The sequence below is a fragment of the Curvibacter gracilis ATCC BAA-807 genome, from assembly GCF_000518645.1.
Classification (GTDB): Bacteria; Pseudomonadota; Gammaproteobacteria; order Burkholderiales; family Burkholderiaceae_C; genus Curvibacter; species Curvibacter gracilis.
On record NZ_JADZ01000006.1, the window covers coordinates 357,637 to 373,251 of the forward strand.

A 15,615-nucleotide genomic window follows, 5' to 3' on the forward strand; every position below is an offset into this window, starting at 1 on the left:
GCTCCGACCCGCCCTCAGCCCGGCAGCAGCCGGGCTGCCACCGCCGCCGCGGCGGTGCGGGTCTCCACCCCCAGCTTCTCGAAGATGTGCTCCAGGTGTTTGTTCACCGTGCGCGGGCTCATGCCCAGGATGTCGGCGATGTCGCGGTTGGTCTTGCCCTTGGCCAGCCACGACAGCACCTCGGTCTCGCGCGGGGTCAGGGCCACTTCGGGCCGCTCGCGGGCGGGCGGCGTGTCGGCCGGGCCCAGGGTGAGCAGCAGCATGGATTCGGCCAGGCCGCTTTCGCCCAGGTGGCGTGCCGTTAGGGCCTGGTGGCCAGGCAGGGGCAGGCTGGCGGGGGTGCCCTGGGCCGCGCTGCGCAGCCATTGGCGGGCGGCATCGCCGGCCAGGCCCTCGGGTGCGAAGGCCTGCTCCAGCCATTGCGTGGCCTGGGGGGAGCGCCAGGCGGCGCGCCCCTGGGCGTCGAGCATCAGCACCCCCATGCCGGCCACGTCCACCGCCTCGCGGGCCAGGCGTGCCGCCTGCGCGTTGCGCACATGGGTGGCCAGGCGGGCCAGCACCTCGGGGATGCGCAGCGGCTTGACCACGTAGTCCACCCCGCCGCTGGAGAAGCCCTGCAGGATCTGCTCGGTGTCCGACAGCCCGGTCATGAAGATCACCGGCACGTGCGACCAGGGCGGGGTGGCCTTGAGCTGGCGGCACAGTGCAAAGCCGTCCTGCCCCGGCATCACCGCGTCCAGCAGCACGCCGTCGGGCACGGTGAGTTCAAAGCGTTGCAGCGCCTCTTCGGCGTCGCGTGCCACCAGCACGGTGTAGCCCTCGCCGGCCAGGGCCTCGCACAGCATGCGCAAGGTGTCCAGGGCATCGTCCACCACCAGGATCACGCGGGCGGGGGCAGGTGTCGCCGGGGGCGGGCCGATGGACTGGCTTTCAGCGGCGGGGTTCGGGGTCTTGATCATCTTCGGGCTCGGGGTCGCGCAGTTCCTGGGTGATGGCGGCAAAGTCAAAACGTTCGGCCCGGGTCAGCAGGCGGCTCAGGCAGGGCTGGTGCGTGGCCGGCAACTGCTCGCGCGCCTGCTGCAGGGCCTGTTTGAGGGCACTGGCCTGGCCTTGCCGGGCCAGGCGTGCCAGTTGCTCGCGCCAAGGCTCGGGCAGTGGTATCGGCAGGGTTGCCTCTGGCGGCTGGGCGGGGCGCTTCAGCGGCGTGTTGTCGCGGATCCACTCCAGCTGCAGGGCACGCTCCAGCGCCTCCAGCAGCTCGGACTCGATCACCGGCTTGCCGACAAAGCCCTGGCATTGCAGGGCCTGCAGGCGCTCGGGCTGGTGGTCGAACAGGTTGGCCGAGACGAACACGATGGGCAGCTCGGCCGCACTCCAGCGCTCGCGCAGCCGGGTGGCGGTCTGCCAGCCGTCCAGGTCGTCCATGCTGATGTCCAGCAGCACCAGGTCGGGGGCTTGGGTCTGCACGATGTCCAGGCACTCGCGGCCGCTGGCTGCCTCGCGCAGCTCGAAGCCCAGGGGCATCAGCAAGGCGGCCAGCAACTGGCGCTGCAGGGGCTGGTCGTCCACCACCAGCAGGGTGCGGCGCGGGGCCAGGTAGCCGATCACCGGGTGCAGCGATTCGCCGCGCAGGCGCCGCCAGCTCGGGTCGGGTGGCACGCCCGGCAGGTACAGGCGCACGCTGAAGGTGCTGCCCTGGCCCGGGGTGCTGGCCAGCACCAGCTCGCCGCCCATGAGCTGGGTCAGCAGGTGGGTGATGGTCAGGCCCAGGCCGGTGCCGGCCTCGCTCACGCGGCGGCCGGCGCTGCCGCGCTCGAAGGGGTGGAAGATGCGCTCCTGGTCTTGCGGCTCGATGCCGATGCCGGTGTCGCAGACCTCGAAGCGCGTCACATGCTGGCGAAAATCCATGCGCAGGCGCACCTCGCCGCGCTCGGTGAAGCGCACCGCGTTGGACAAGAGGTTGATCAGGATCTGGCGCAGCCGCTTGGCGTCCACCCGCACCCAGCCCGGCATCATGCCCACCGTCTCGACCACGAAGCGCAGGCCACGGGCTTCCGCCTGCGGCCGCATCATGCCTTCGAGCTGGGCCACCAGTTCGGCCAGTGGCAAGGGGGCCGGGTCCAGGCGCAGGCGACCGGCCTCGATGCGCGCCAGCTCCAGCGAGCCATCGATCAGCGCATGCATGTGTTCGCCGCTGTGCTGCATGGTCTGCAGGGTCTCGCGCGTGGCGCTGTCCAGCCGCGCGCTCTTGAGCAGGATCTGGGTGTAGCCCAGGATGCTGTTGAGCGGCGAGCGCAGCTCGTGGGTCATGCCCGCCACATAGCGCGTCTTGGCCAGGCTGGCGGATTCGGCCAGGTCCTTGGCCGACTGCAGCGCGGCATCGGTGCGCTGGTGGGCGTCGATCTCCTGCAGCAGCAGCTGGGTCTGGCGTTCGGATTCGTCCTGCGCCATGCGGCGGCTGTCGGTGCTCAGCACCACCCACCAGGCGCACACCGCGGCCAGCAGGGCCAACAGGGCAAACACCTTGAGAAAGGGCACGCGCAGGGCTTCCGAAGGCATGTTCAGGCTCTCCTGCACATACACCACGCCCAGCACAAAGGTGATCAGCGCGCACAGCGACAGCGTCACCATCAGGTACTGACCCAGGCGGAAGTTGACCTTCAGCGCCCAGCGCGCCGGCAGCAGCCGCGCGGCCAGGGCGCGCAACTGGTCCGAGGCGCGCGAGCCCGTCTTGCAGCGGTCGTGGCAGCGCGATTCCAGCGAGCAGCACAGCGAGCAGATCGGCGCCGCATAGGCCGGGCAGCGCGCCATGTCCTCGGCCTCGAAGGCGTTCTCGCAGACGGCGCAGCGCACGATCTCGCCGCGCTGCCATTGCGTGTCGGGCTGGCGCGCCAGGTAGTAGCGGCCCCCGGTGGCCCAGGCCAGCAGGGGCGACAGCAGCATCGACAAGGCCAGTGCGATCAGCGGCGAAAACGCCGCGGCCATCTCGCCCAGCCAGCCCGCGTAGGCGCAGCCGGCCACCGCGGCGCCCAGCACCATGGCACCCAGGCCCACCGGGTTGAAGTCGTACAGGTGGGCGCGGCGGAACTCGATGCCCGGCGGGCTCAGGCCCAGCGGCTTGTTGATGACCAGATCGGCCACCAGCGCGCCCACCCAGGCAATGGCCACGTTGCTGTACAGGGCCAGCACCTTCTCCAGCGCGCCGAACACGCCCAGCGTCATCAGCAGCGTGGCAATGCCCACGTTGAACACCAGCCACACCACGCGCCCCGGGTGGCTGCGCGTGACCCGGGCGAAGAAGTTCGACCACGCCAGCGAGCCCGCATAGGCATTCGTGAGGTTGATCTTGATCTGCGACACCACCACGAACACCACCGTGATCACCACCGCCAGCGTGGGCATGCCCAGGGCCTGGGTGAAGCCGGCCAGGAACATCTGCGTCGGCTCGGCCGCGCGTTGCGCCCCCACCTCGAACTGCAGTGCGGCAAAGGCCAGGAAGGCCCCGCCCGCCATCTTCAGCATGCCCATCAGGATCCAGCCCGGGCCGGCCAGCAGCACCGCGCCCCACCACTTGGCGTTGTTGGCCGGCGTGCGCGCCGGCAGAAAGCGCAGAAAGTCGACCTGCTCGCCGATCTGCACCACCAACGAGAAGATCACCGCGGTGGCGGCGCCGAACATCAGCGGGTCGAAGCCACTGCTGCCACTCTTGAGCCCCGACAGGCCGGTGAACTCGCGGTACAGCTCGGGCTGCGACAGGGCGATCCACACAAAGGGCAGCACCAGCAGGAACAGCCACAGGGGCTGCGTCCAGGCCTGCAGCTTGGAGATCAGGGTGATGCCGCGCATGGCCAGGGGCAGCACCACCACCGACGACAGCACGTAGCACCAGTTCAGCGGCCAGTCCACCACCATCTGCAGGGCCAGCGCCATGATGGCCGCCTCCAGCGCGAAGAAGATGAAGGTGAACACCGCGTAGATCAGCGAGGTGAGGGTCGAGCCCAGGTAGCCAAAGCCCGCGCCGCGGGTCAGCAAGTCCATGTCCAGCCCGTAGCGCGCCGCGTAGTACGCGATGGGCAGGCCGGTCAGAAAGATCACCAGCCCCACCACCAGGATGGCCCACATCGCGTTGCTGAAGCCGTAGTTCAGTGCGATGGCCCCGCCAATGGCCTCCAGCGCCAGAAACGACAGCGAGCCGAAGGCCGTGTTGGCCACGCGGAACTCGCTCCAGCGCCGGAAGCTCTTGGGCGTGTAGCGCAGCGCGTAGTCCTCCATGGTCTCGTCGGCCACCCAGGAGTTGTAGTCGCGCCGGAAACGAAAGATCGTCTGCGGGGCGGCCTGGGCGGTGCTGCGGTGTGGGCTGGCGCTGGACATGACGCCGAGCCATGCAAGAAGTGTTCTCGCCCCGTGCTGGTGCGTGGTGTGGGCCAAGCCTGTGGGGAGCTCATTTCGTTGGGGTGATCAGCCAGGCCTTCGGTCTGGTCGCCACCGACGCGCTGGTCAAAGCCGGGAATATAGGGGCTCCCCTGTGTCGGCGCGCGGGCTCGCCCGGTGCTTTACCCCTCATCAAATTGCATCTACATTTTTCGATGATCCTCTGGCACGAAAACAAACGTCAGACCCATCTGCGCAAGCATGGGATCGACTTGGCCGCATTGACCACGCGCACCTGATTTCCTGCCGCTATGCCGATCGCCAAGAAGCCAAAGCCTATTTCGCCCGCGTCCAACGCTGAGACCGGGCCGGTGCCTGTCGACTGGTCGCAGGCCGTCCTCACCACCGGAGGCGGTGTTCAGCAGACGCTGGATCAATTGCGCCGCACCCGCGGAAAGAACCGCCTGCCCACCAAGCAGCAAGTGCCCATCCGCCTGGACCCTGATGTCCTGGCCGCTTTCAGGGAAGGCGGCCGTGGTTGGCAGACGCGTATCAATGCCGCGCTGCGTGAGTGGCTGCAACAGAGCTCGGCGGCCGGTCTGCCGTCCACGCGCAAAAAACCGGGGTGACAAGCCTGGCACGGGGCCGGCTTTTGCTCATTGAAACCACCCTGCGCATGCCTCTACGTTAATTGACGTATGGGCTGCTCCCAGGGTTCTCCCTAATCTTTGCACCAGCGCGGCGATTCCCGCCGTCCGGTTTCAAAACCCTGTTGCAAGGAGCGTTTCATGAAGCACGTTTTCGACGTTCAAGACCCCCGGTCCACCCAGGCTGAGATCAGCCGCCGCCGCCTGCTGCAGGCCCTGGCCACGGCCTCTGCGGCCGGCCTGCCCGCCTGGTCCTTTGCCCAGCCCACCGACAAGGTCAACACCACCAAGCTGGCCGTGACCGACACCGAAGTCACCGTGGGCCAGCTGCACTCGGCCACCGGCACCATGGCCATCTCCGAGACCGGCTCCATCCAGGCCGAGCAACTGGCCATCGACCAGATCAACGCCATGGGCGGCATCCTGGGCCGCAAGATCAAGGTGATCAAGGAAGACGGCGCCTCCGACTGGCCCACTTTCGCTGAAAAATCGAAGAAGCTGCTCATCAACGACCGCTGCGCCGCCGTCTTCGGCTGCTGGACTTCGGCCTCGCGCAAGGCCGTGCTGCCGGTGTTCGAGAAGGAAAACGGCCTGCTGTACTACCCCACCTTCTACGAAGGCCTGGAGCAGTCCAAGAACGTGATCTACACCGGCCAGGAAGCCACGCAGCAGATCCTGTACAGCCTGGACTGGGCCCAGAAGGAGAAGAAGGCCAAGACCTTCTTCCTGATCGGTTCGGACTACATCTGGCCGCGCACCTCGATGAAGATCGCGCGCAAGCACATCGAGAACTTCCAGAAGGGCAAGGTCGTGGGCGAAGAGTACTACCCGCTGGGCAGCACCAACTTCGGCTCGCTGATGAACAAGATCAAGGTGCAAAAGCCCGACTGCATCTTTGTCGCCGTGGTGGGGGGCTCGAACGTGGCCTTCTACAAGGCGCTCAAGGCCGCCGGCATCACCGGCGACAAGCAACTGCTGGTGACCCTGGCCGTGACCGAGGACGAAATGACCGGCGTGGGTGGCGAGAACTTCGCGGGCTTCTACTCGTCGATGAAGTACTTCCAGTCGCTGGACAACGAGAACAACAAGAAGTTCGTGGCCGCCTTCAAGGCCAAGTACGGCGCCAGTGCGGTGATCGGTGACGTGACCCAGGCCGGCTACCTGGGCCCCTGGCTGTGGAAGGCCGCCGTCGAGAAGGCCGGCAGCTTCGATGTGGACAAGGTGGTGGCGGCGTCGGAGACCGGCATCGAGCTCAAGACCGCGCCCGAGGGCTACGTGAAGCTCGACAAGAACCACCACCTGTGGAGCAAGTCACGCATCGCCATGGGCCTGCCGGACGCGACCTTCAAGGTGGTGTCGGAGTCGCCGGACCTGATCAAGCCGGATCCGTTCCCCAAAGGGTATCAGTGACCCCCTGGCTGTGCCCCCCCTGTTGCCGGCTCACTGCGTGTAGCCGGCCTCCCCCCCAGGGGGCGATGCGTGCCGACCGGCAAAGCCGGTCCGCCGCATCCCCGAACGGGCTTCGCTTCGCTTGCCGAGGCCCGGCTTTTGGCGACACAAGCACTGCGCCCTGAGCGTGCTTTCGATTTTGCAGACCCACCCCTTCGGGAGTTCGTGCCATGACCTTTTCTGAAATGCTCAACATCGGCCTCATGCAGGGCTTTGCCGGCTTGAGCCTGTTTGCGGTGCTGCTGCTGATGGGGCTGGGCCTGGCGATCATCTTCGGGCAGATGGGCGTGATCAACATGGCGCATGGCGAGTTCATGACCATTGGCGCCTACACCATCTACCTGGGCTCGACGCTGGCGTCCACGCATGCGCCGCAGATGGTGCCCTATTACTTTCCGCTGGCCATTGCGGCGGCCTTCGGGTTTTCGTTTGCGGCGGGCTGGCTGGTGGAGTGGGGGCTGATCCGCCACCTCTACAAGCGCCCGCTGGACACCTTGCTGGCCACCTGGGGCGTGAGCCTGGCGATCCAGCAGATGTTCCGCACCTTCATCGGGCCCAAAGAGGTGAGCCCCACGCTGCCCGACTGGCTGCTGGGCTCGTGGGCGCCGGCCGAGGGGCTGGACATTCCCATCAACGGCCTGTTCGTGCTGGGCCTGACCACGGTGGTCACGTTGGGGGTGTTGCTCGCTCTGCACCGCAGCCGCTGGGGCCTGCGGGTGCGGGCCACGGTGAGCAACCGCGTGATGGCCAACGCCATCGGCATCGATACCCAAAAGACCGACCGCCTGACCTTTGCCATCGGCTGCGGCATTGCCGGTGTGGCCGGTGCCGCCTTCACCACCATCGGCTCCACCGGGCCCACCTCGGGCTCGCTCTACATCGTCGACGCCTTCCTGGTGGTCACCTTCGGCGGTGCGGCCAGCCTGCTGGGCACCGTGGTGTCGGCCTTTGGCATCGCCCAGACGCAGTCGATCACCGAGTTCTTCCTGGCCGGCTCGATGGCCAAGGTGATCACTCTGTCGCTGATCGTGCTGATCCTGATGGTGCGCCCGCAAGGCCTGTTCGCCTCCAAGGTGCGTCGCTGAGCGGCTGCGCTGAGTCGCTGAGTTGAATCGCTGCGCTGACTTGCCACCTGTTTCCCTGTTCCTGAGTTCACCGGAGTCCTCCCCATGAATGCCCTCAAAGCCTGGATCCAGCGCTACCAGCTTGCCAGCCTGGTGCTGCTGGCCGTCTTGCTCGCCGTGGTGCTGCCCCTGACGCTCGACATCTTCCGCCTCAACCTGGTGGGCAAGTACCTCACCTATGCCTTCGTGGCCATCGGCCTGGTCATGGTCTGGGGCTACGGCGGCGTGCTCAGCCTGGGGCAGGGCGTGTTCTTCGGCCTGGGCGGCTACGCCATGGCCATGTTCCTCAAGCTCGAGGCGTCTGACCCCATCAGCACCAAGATCCAGTCCACACCGGGCATCCCCGACTTCATGGACTGGAACCAGATCACCGAGCTGCCGGCCTTCTGGCTGCCGTTCAAGAGCCTGCCCCTGTCGTTGGCTGCGGTGATCGTGGTGCCCACGCTGCTGGCCTGGCTGGTGAGCTTTGCCATGTTCAAGCGCCGCGTGGGCGGGGTGTACTTCGCCATCATCACGCAGGCGGTGGCCCTGATCCTCACCGTGCTCATCATCGGCCAGCAGGGCTACACCGGCGGCGTCAACGGCATGACCGACCTGAAGACCGTGCTCGGCTGGGACACCCGCACCGACAGCGCCAAGTACATCCTGTACTACCTGTGCGTGGCCTTGCTGATCGGCGCCATCGTGCTGTGCCGCTTCATCCAGACCAGCAAGCTCGGCACCCTGCTGCTGGCCATGCGCGACAAGGAAGACCGCGTGCGCTTCTCGGGCTACGACGTGGCCAATTTCAAGATCTTCACCTTCTGCCTGGCGGCGGCGCTGTCGGGCATCGGCGGGGCGCTGTTCTCGCTGCAGGTGGGCTTCATGTCGCCCAGCTTCGTGGGCATCGTGCCCTCGATCGAGATGGTGATCTACGCCGCCGTGGGTGGGCGCATGAGCCTGGTGGGTGCGGTTTACGGCACCTTGCTGGTGAACGCGGGCAAGACCTACTTCAGTGAGAGCTTTCCCGACCTCTGGCTGTTCCTCATGGCCGGCCTGTTCATCGGCGTGACCATGGCCTTCCCCATGGGCCTGGCCGGGGTCTGGGAGGAGCACATCGTGCCCTGGTGGAAGAGCCGCCGCCAGGCCCTGAAGGAGGCCGCCGTGCCGGCCCCCGCCGCCAGTGCTGCCGTGGCCGCGCCCGCCGCCTCAGCCGCCGCCGACCCCCTCCCGGCCACGCTGCCTGACGGCGTGAGCAGCCAAAGCGTCTGACCCCGACGGAGCCCACCATGAGCAACACCGACTTCGCCCTGGCCGTGGAAGACCTGACCGTCTCGTTTGACGGCTTCAAGGCCATCGATGCCCTGACCCTGTACGTCGACAAGAACGAGCTGCGCGTGATCATCGGCCCCAATGGCGCCGGCAAGACCACGCTGCTGGACCTGATCTGCGGCAAGACCCGCGCCACCGCGGGCAGCATCAAGTTCAAGAACGAAGAGCTGACCCAGATGGCCGAACACAAGCGCGTGCGCCTGGGCATCGGCCGCAAGTTCCAGACCCCCTCGATCTACGAGAACCTCTCGGTGTTCCAGAACCTCGAGGTGTCCTTCCCCTCGGGCCGCTCGGTGTTCGGTGCCCTGGCCTTCAAGTGCACCGAGGCCGTGCGTGAACGCGTGCAGGCCGTGGCCGACGACATCGGCCTGGGCGACAAGCTCGACACCGAGGCAGGCCTGCTCTCACACGGCCAGAAGCAGTGGCTGGAGATCGGCATGCTGCTGATGCAGGAGCCCGAGCTGCTGATGCTCGACGAGCCCATTGCCGGCATGAGTGCGCGCGAGCGCGAGCTCACGGCCGAGCTGCTGCAGCGCATCTGCCAGAACCGCGCCGTGATCGTGATCGAACACGACATGGAGTTCGTCAAGCGCATCGCCCACAAGGTCACCGTCATGCACCAGGGAAAGATCCTGGCCGAAGGCTCCATGGACAAGGTGCAGGCCGACCCCAAGGTGATCGACGTCTACCTCGGCCACTGAAACACGAACCCACAGGAGCTCAGCATGCTGGAAGTCAAGGATCTGTTTGTCGCCTATGGCCAGAGCGAGGCCCTGCACGGCATCTCGTTCGAGGGCCGGGCCAATGAAACCGTGGCCATCATGGGCCGCAACGGCATGGGCAAGACCACGCTGTTCAAAAGCCTGATGGGCGTGATGCCGCTCAAGAGCGGCAGCATCCGCGTGGCCGGGCAGGACGTGTCGCGCGACGAGAGCTTTCGCCGCGTCGCCAAGGGCATTGCCTACGTGCCGCAAGGCCGCATGATCTTTCCGACCCTGACGGTCGAGGAGAACATCCAGACCGGCCTGGAGAACTCGAAGACGCGCCAGATCCCCGACGAGATCTACGCCCTGTTCCCGGTGCTGTGGGACATGCGCCGGCGCAAGGGCGGCAACCTGTCGGGCGGCCAGCAGCAGCAGCTGGCCATTGCCCGCGCGCTGGTCACCGACCCCAAGGTGCTGCTGCTGGATGAGCCCACCGAAGGCATCCAGCCCTCGATCATCAAGGACATCGCCAAGGCCCTGAACGAGATCCGCAAGCTGCGCGAGATCACCATCATCGTGAGCGAACAGGTGCTGTCCTTCGCCATGGACGTGGCCGACCGCCTGTTCGTGATCGAGGGCGGCCGCCTGGTGCACGAGACCGCCCGCGCCGACACCGACCAGCAGCACATCAAGGCCTACCTGTCGGTATGAACCGGCCCGCGCCGCACGTTTTTCCACCTCTCCCCTTTCATTACCAAGGAGCACACCATGGCTGAGACCCTGATCAAGGTTGACCTGAAGCAGTCCCCCTACGACAACCCGCTGGTGCACAACCGCTGGCATCCCGACATCCCGATGGCGGTGTGGGTCGAGCCCGGGGCTGAATTCAAGCTCGAGACCTACGACTGGACCGGTGGCGCCATCAAGAACGACGACAGTGCCGAAGACGTGCGCGATGTGGACCTGTCCACCGTCCACTTCCTGTCGGGCCCGGTGGGTGTCAAGGGCGCCGAGCCCGGCGACTTGCTGGTGGTCGACCTGCTCGACATCGGCGCGCGTGACGACAGCCTGTGGGGCTTCAACGGCTTCTTCTCCAAGCAAAACGGCGGTGGCTTTCTGGACGAGCACTTTCCGCTGGCGCAAAAGTCGATCTGGGACTTCCATGGCCTCTACACCAAGAGCCGCCACATCCCCGGCGTCAACTTTGCCGGCCTGATCCACCCCGGCCTGATCGGCTGCCTGCCCGACCGCGCCATGCTCGACGCCTGGAACAGCCGCGAAGCCGATCTGATCGCCACCAACCCCACCCGCGTGCCCGGCCTGGCCAACCCGCCGTTCGCCAGCACCGCCCACATGGGCAAGCTGCAGGGCGAAGCCGCCGCCAAGGCCGCGGCCGAGGGCGCCCGCACCGTGCCCCCGCGTGAGCATGGCGGCAACTGCGACATCAAGGATCTGTCGCGTGGCTCGCAGGTGTTCTTCCCGGTCTATGTCGAAGGCGCGGGCCTGTCGGTGGGCGACCTGCACTTCAGCCAGGGCGACGGCGAGATCACCTTCTGCGGCGCCATCGAGATGGCCGGCTGGGTGCACATGAAGGTCAGCCTGATCAAGGGGGGCATGGCCAAGTACGGCATCAAGAACCCGATCTTCAAGCCCAGCCCGATCACGCCCAACTACAAGGACTACCTGATCTTTGAAGGCATCTCGGTCGACGAGTCGGGCAAGCAGCATTACCTGGACGTCACCATCGCCTACCGCCAGGCCTGCCTGAACGCCATCGAGTACCTGAAGAAGTTCGGCTACAGCGGCGCCCAGGCCTACTCGCTGCTGGGTACGGCGCCGGTGCAGGGCCACATCAGCGGTGTGGTCGATGTGCCCAACGCCTGCGCCACGCTGTGGCTGCCCACCGAGATCTTCGACTTCGACATCAACCCCACCGCCGCGGGGCCGCAGAAGATCATCACCGGCGGGGTCGATCTGCCGATCGCGCAAGACAAGTAACCCCCCCCCAGCCCAGGAGACCGCCCCATGCCCACCTACGACTACGACTGCGCGGCCTGCGGCGGCTTTGATGCCCTGCGCAGCCTGGCGCAGCGCAACGAGCCCGCCGCCTGCCCCGTGTGCGGTGCGGCCTCGCCGCGCGTGTTCGCCCACGCGCCGCACCTGGCCTGTGTCAGCCCCGAGCAGCGCCGTGCGCATGACACCAACGAGCGCGCGCGGCATGAGCCGCGCAGCAGCTCGCGCGACGGCTCAGAGGGCACTTATGGACGCATGCGCCACCCGGCCGGCTGCGGTTGCTGCAGCAGCAACAGCGGCAAGCGCAGCGCCACCTACACCGCACCCAGCGGGGCCAAGGCCTTTCCGACCAAGCGGCCCTGGATGATCAGTCACTGAATGAAGGGCCACCCGGCCCGCAAGGAGCACCCACCATGATCCATGGCGACATATCCAGCAGCAAAGACACCGTCGGTGTGGCGGTGGTCAACTACAAGATGCCGCGTCTGCACACCAAGGCCGAGGTGCTGGACAACGCACGCAAGATCGCCGACATGCTGGTCGGCATGAAGGCCGGCCTGCCGGGCATGGACTTGGTGATCTTTCCTGAGTACAGCACCCACGGCATCATGTACGACGCCCAGGAGATGTACGACACGGCGGCCACCGTGCCCGGCGCCGAGACCGAAATCTTTGCCGAGGCCTGCCGCAAGGCCAAGGTCTGGGGTGTGTTCTCGCTCACCGGCGAGCAGCATGAAGAGCACCCCTACAAGGCCCCGTACAACACCCTGATCCTCATGAACGACCAGGGCGAGATCGTGCAGAAGTACCGCAAGATCATGCCCTGGGTGCCGGTCGAGGGCTGGTACCCCGGCAACTGCACCTATGTGAGCGAAGGCCCCAAGGGCCTGAAGATCAGCCTCATCATCTGCGACGACGGCAACTACCCCGAGATCTGGCGCGACTGCGCCATGAAGGGGGCCGAGCTGATCGTGCGTTGCCAGGGCTACATGTACCCGGCCAAGGAGCAGCAGATCCTGATCAGCAAGGCGATGGCCTTTGCCAACAACACCTATGTGGCGGTGGCCAATGCCGCGGGCTGGGACGGCGTGTACAGCTACTTCGGCCACAGCGCGCTGATCGGCTTCGACGGTCGCACCCTGGGCGAATGCGGCGAAGAGGAATATGGCGTGCAGTACGCGGCCCTGTCGACCAGCCTGATCCGCGATTTCCGCAAGAACGGCCAGTCGGAGAACCACCTGTTCAAGCTGCTGCACCGTGGCTACACCGGCACCATCAACTCCCGCGACGGCGACAAGGGCGTGGCCACCTGCCCCTACGACTTCTACAGCCGCTGGGTGAACGACCCCGAGGGCACGCAAAAGGCGGTCGAGGCCTTCACGCGCCCCATGGTGGGCACCGAGGAATGCCCGATCGAGGGCATTCCCAACCCGGGCGATGCGGGCCACCGCTGAGGCGTCCGCCCCCCGTGCGACGGGGGCGGACGCCCTGGCTGCCTGGCGCCTGCGCCGCGAGCCTTTCTACCAGCCGGTAGGTGACGAGGTGAACGCCTTCGAGGCGGCTGCCGCCTGCCGCCTGCCGGTGCTGCTCAAGGGCCCCACGGGCTGTGGCAAGACCCGCTTTGTCGAGCACATGGCCTGGCGCCTGCAGCGCCCCCTGGTCACCGTGGCCTGCCACGAGGACCTGAGCGCGGGCGACCTGGCCGGGCGCTGGCTGCTCGATGCCCAGGGCACCCACTGGCAGGACGGCCCGCTGGCGCTGGCGGCCCGCCATGGCGCGGTCTGCTACCTGGACGAGCTGGTCGAGGCCCGGGCCGATGCCACCGTGCTGCTGCACCCGCTGGCCGACACGCGCCGCGTGCTGCCGCTGGAGCGCCGCGGCGAACTGCTGCAGGCCCACCCCGACTTTCTGCTGGTGGTCAGCTACAACCCGGGCTACCAGGGCCTGCACAAGGCCCTCAAGCCTTCGATGCGGCAGCGCTTCACCGCCCTGCAGTTCGACTACCCCGCGCCCGCCCAGGAGGCCGCCGTGGTGGCGCGCGAGGCCGGTGTGGAACTGCCGCTGGCGCAGCAGTTGGTGGCTCTGGGCCAGCGCACGCGCCGCCTGCACGACCACGGGCTGGAAGAGGGCGCCTCCACCCGCATGCTGGTGCATGCCGCGGCCCTGGTGCGCGCCGGCCTGCCACCTGCGGCGGCGGCCCGGCAGGCGGTGGCCATCCCGCTCAGCGACGAGCCCGGTCTGCAGCGCACGCTGCAGGCGCTGGTGGAGGCCGTGTTTGGTCCGGTCGCCTGAGTTGCCCGCACCGTCGGAGGGTCCTCCGGCCGGGCTGGCCGCCTACCAGCAGGCCTTGTGGGGCCTGCCCGCCCGCCTGGTGGTGTTGGCGGGCGAGGAGGTTCTGTCCCCCGTCCTGACCGGCGGCCCTGAGGGCTTGCCTGGCACGACGCCCACGCTGCATCTGCCTGGCGCTGCGACAGCGCTTTCGCGCCACTGGGCCGAAGCGGTGGTCAGCCATGCGGCAGCCCACCAGCGCTTTGGCGCCGCACCTCAGCCGCGCGCCGGCCTCAAACCCGTGCAGCAGGCCCTGTACGGGGTGCTGGAAGACGCCCGGGTCGAGGCCCTGGCCTGTGCCGAGCTGCCGGGCTTGCGTGGGCTCTGGTGCGCTTTCCATGCCGGGCCCGATGCCTTGCAGGGCCTGGGCTTCGAGGCCTTGCTGGCGCGTCTGGCCCGGGTGCTGCTCGACCCCGGCTGGCACGACCCCCACCCCTGGGTCGAGAAGGTGCGCCGCGGCGTGCAAGGGTCCGATGGCCTCGGCCTGTTGCAAGCCACACCGGCCTCTTTGCGCCAGGCCGCTTCGGTGCTGGGGCATGACATCGGGCAGATGCGCCTGCCCTTCAACCCCCGTACGTACCGCCCCCATCCCGGCTACCGCGACGACAACCAGCACCTGTGGTGCCGGGATCCCGATCTGCCTCCTTCCGATCTGCCGCTGCAGGGCGAGGCGGCGCAGGGCAGCAACACCCAGGTCGACCTGCAGGCACCGCCCAGCCTGCAGGCCGCGGCCCCCTGGCCGGCCGAGCCGCCGCCTCCGGCCACGGCGCCTGGGGTCTGGCACCCCGAATGGGACCAGCGCATCGGCCGCTATCGCCCGGCCTGGTGCTGTGTGCGGGTGGAGCCCGCCGTGCCGCGGGGGCCGGCTTTGGCGGGCCCCCCGGCGCCGCCGGCCTTGCGCGCCGCGCTGTCGCGCCTGCCCGGCCCGCGCCAGCGGGCCCCCGGCTGTGCCCGTGAGGGCGAGGCCCTGCACCCGGCCGCCCTGGTCGACGCCGCGCTGGACCTGCGCCGTGGCCACGCCCCCGACCCCCGCCTGTACCAGCGTCAGCGGGCGCAGGGGGCGCCGCTGGCGGTCAGCCTGCTGCTGGACGCGTCGGCCTCCACCGCCGAGCCCGGGCCCGATGGGCAGCCGCTGCTGGCGGCCTTGCGGCCCTCGGTGGCGCACAGCCTGGCCGCCTTGCAGGCGCTGGGGCACCGCCAGGCGGCCTGGGCCTTTGCCTCGCGCGGGCGCCTGCAGGTCACGCTGCGAGGCCTCAAGAGCTGGCACGAGTCGGCCCTGGCACCCGAGGTGCAGGCGCGGCTGGCGGGCTTGCAAAGCGGCGGCTCCACCCGCCTGGGCGCGGTGCTGCGCCAGGCCCTGCAGGATCAGCTGGCCGATGCGGCCCGCCACCCGGGCTGGCGCCGGGTGATCGTGCTGCTCACCGATGGCGAGCTGCACGACATCGATGTGCACGAGGCCGGCTACCTGCAGGCCGACCTGGCCCGGGCCTGCCGCGAGGCGGCGCGCCACGGGGTGGCGGTGCGGGCGCTGGTGCTGCCCCCGGGCCGGCCCCAGGCACTGCACCCCTGTCTGGGCGCGGGGGCCTGCGCCGGGCTGCAGGGGCCGAGCCAGTTGGCTGTGCGCTTGCCGGCCCTGTTGGGTGGCGGTTGGTGAGCCCCGGTGGGCCC

14 protein-coding genes are annotated in these 15,615 nt (G+C 68.1%); 12 read left to right on the forward strand and 2 right to left on the reverse strand.

Annotated elements, in window-relative coordinates; all coding sequences use genetic code 11:
* Positions 1 to 14: 14 nt before the first annotated feature.
* A complete protein-coding gene (locus tag L880_RS0106275; protein ID WP_245614981.1) occupies positions 15 to 959 on the reverse strand; it encodes a response regulator transcription factor in 945 nt (314 codons plus the stop codon).
* Entirely contained in the window at positions 931 to 4,371 is a 3,441-nt protein-coding gene (locus tag L880_RS0106280) for a hybrid sensor histidine kinase/response regulator (RefSeq protein ID WP_027474950.1), read from the reverse strand. Before L880_RS0106280 ends, L880_RS0106275 begins: the two co-directional genes overlap by 29 nt.
* Positions 4,372 to 4,382: 11 nt before the next feature.
* Between L880_RS0106280 and L880_RS35490 the strand changes: the two genes are divergently transcribed.
* The 12 genes from L880_RS35490 (at position 4,383) to L880_RS31790 (ending at position 15,601) form a co-directional block, all read left to right on the forward strand.
* Positions 4,383 to 4,670, forward strand: a complete 288-nt coding sequence (locus tag L880_RS35490) for a BrnT family toxin (protein ID WP_157462635.1) — start codon at positions 4,383 to 4,385, stop codon at positions 4,668 to 4,670.
* A 12-nt stretch (positions 4,671 to 4,682) separates the two neighbouring features.
* Complete coding sequence (locus L880_RS31785) at positions 4,683 to 5,000, forward strand: BrnA antitoxin family protein (protein ID WP_084461062.1); 318 nt, start codon at positions 4,683 to 4,685, stop codon at positions 4,998 to 5,000.
* 159 nt (positions 5,001 to 5,159) lie between these two features.
* A complete protein-coding gene (gene urtA / locus L880_RS0106295) occupies positions 5,160 to 6,428 on the forward strand; it encodes an urea ABC transporter substrate-binding protein (RefSeq protein WP_027474951.1) in 1,269 nt (422 codons plus the stop codon).
* Between the two features lie 209 nt (positions 6,429 to 6,637).
* Positions 6,638 to 7,552 (forward strand): urea ABC transporter permease subunit UrtB, encoded by a 915-nt coding sequence (gene urtB, locus L880_RS0106300; RefSeq protein WP_019573624.1) that lies wholly within the window; start codon positions 6,638 to 6,640, stop codon positions 7,550 to 7,552.
* A gap of 84 nt (positions 7,553 to 7,636) precedes the next feature.
* Positions 7,637 to 8,842 carry an urea ABC transporter permease subunit UrtC gene (gene urtC / locus L880_RS0106305; protein WP_027474952.1) on the forward strand — a complete coding sequence of 402 codons (1,206 nt, stop codon included), beginning with the start codon at positions 7,637 to 7,639 and terminating at the stop codon, positions 8,840 to 8,842.
* A gap of 17 nt (positions 8,843 to 8,859) precedes the next feature.
* Positions 8,860 to 9,603: an urea ABC transporter ATP-binding protein UrtD gene (gene urtD / locus L880_RS0106310; protein WP_027474953.1), complete on the forward strand. Its 744-nt coding sequence runs from the start codon at positions 8,860 to 8,862 to the stop codon at positions 9,601 to 9,603.
* A 24-nt stretch (positions 9,604 to 9,627) separates the two neighbouring features.
* A complete protein-coding gene (gene urtE / locus L880_RS0106315) occupies positions 9,628 to 10,317 on the forward strand; it encodes an urea ABC transporter ATP-binding subunit UrtE (protein WP_019573621.1) in 690 nt (229 codons plus the stop codon).
* A gap of 57 nt (positions 10,318 to 10,374) precedes the next feature.
* Complete coding sequence (gene fmdA, locus L880_RS0106320; protein WP_027474954.1) at positions 10,375 to 11,604, forward strand: formamidase; 1,230 nt, start codon at positions 10,375 to 10,377, stop codon at positions 11,602 to 11,604.
* Positions 11,605 to 11,631: 27 nt separating this feature from the next.
* Entirely contained in the window at positions 11,632 to 11,997 is a 366-nt protein-coding gene (locus tag L880_RS0106325) for an FmdB family zinc ribbon protein (RefSeq protein ID WP_027474955.1), read from the forward strand.
* Between the two features lie 35 nt (positions 11,998 to 12,032).
* The gene (locus tag L880_RS0106330) at positions 12,033 to 13,073 is read left to right on the forward strand and encodes an aliphatic amidase (protein ID WP_019573618.1); all 1,041 of its coding nucleotides are present in this window, start codon (positions 12,033 to 12,035) and stop codon (positions 13,071 to 13,073) included.
* Complete coding sequence (locus L880_RS0106335; RefSeq protein WP_027474956.1) at positions 13,057 to 13,911, forward strand: CbbQ/NirQ/NorQ/GpvN family protein; 855 nt, start codon at positions 13,057 to 13,059, stop codon at positions 13,909 to 13,911. The genes L880_RS0106330 and L880_RS0106335 overlap by 17 nt, the downstream gene beginning before the upstream one ends.
* Complete coding sequence (locus tag L880_RS31790) at positions 13,895 to 15,601, forward strand: nitric oxide reductase activation protein NorD (RefSeq protein WP_157462638.1); 1,707 nt, start codon at positions 13,895 to 13,897, stop codon at positions 15,599 to 15,601. The genes L880_RS0106335 and L880_RS31790 overlap by 17 nt, the downstream gene beginning before the upstream one ends.
* The last annotated feature ends 14 nt before the right edge of the window (positions 15,602 to 15,615 follow it).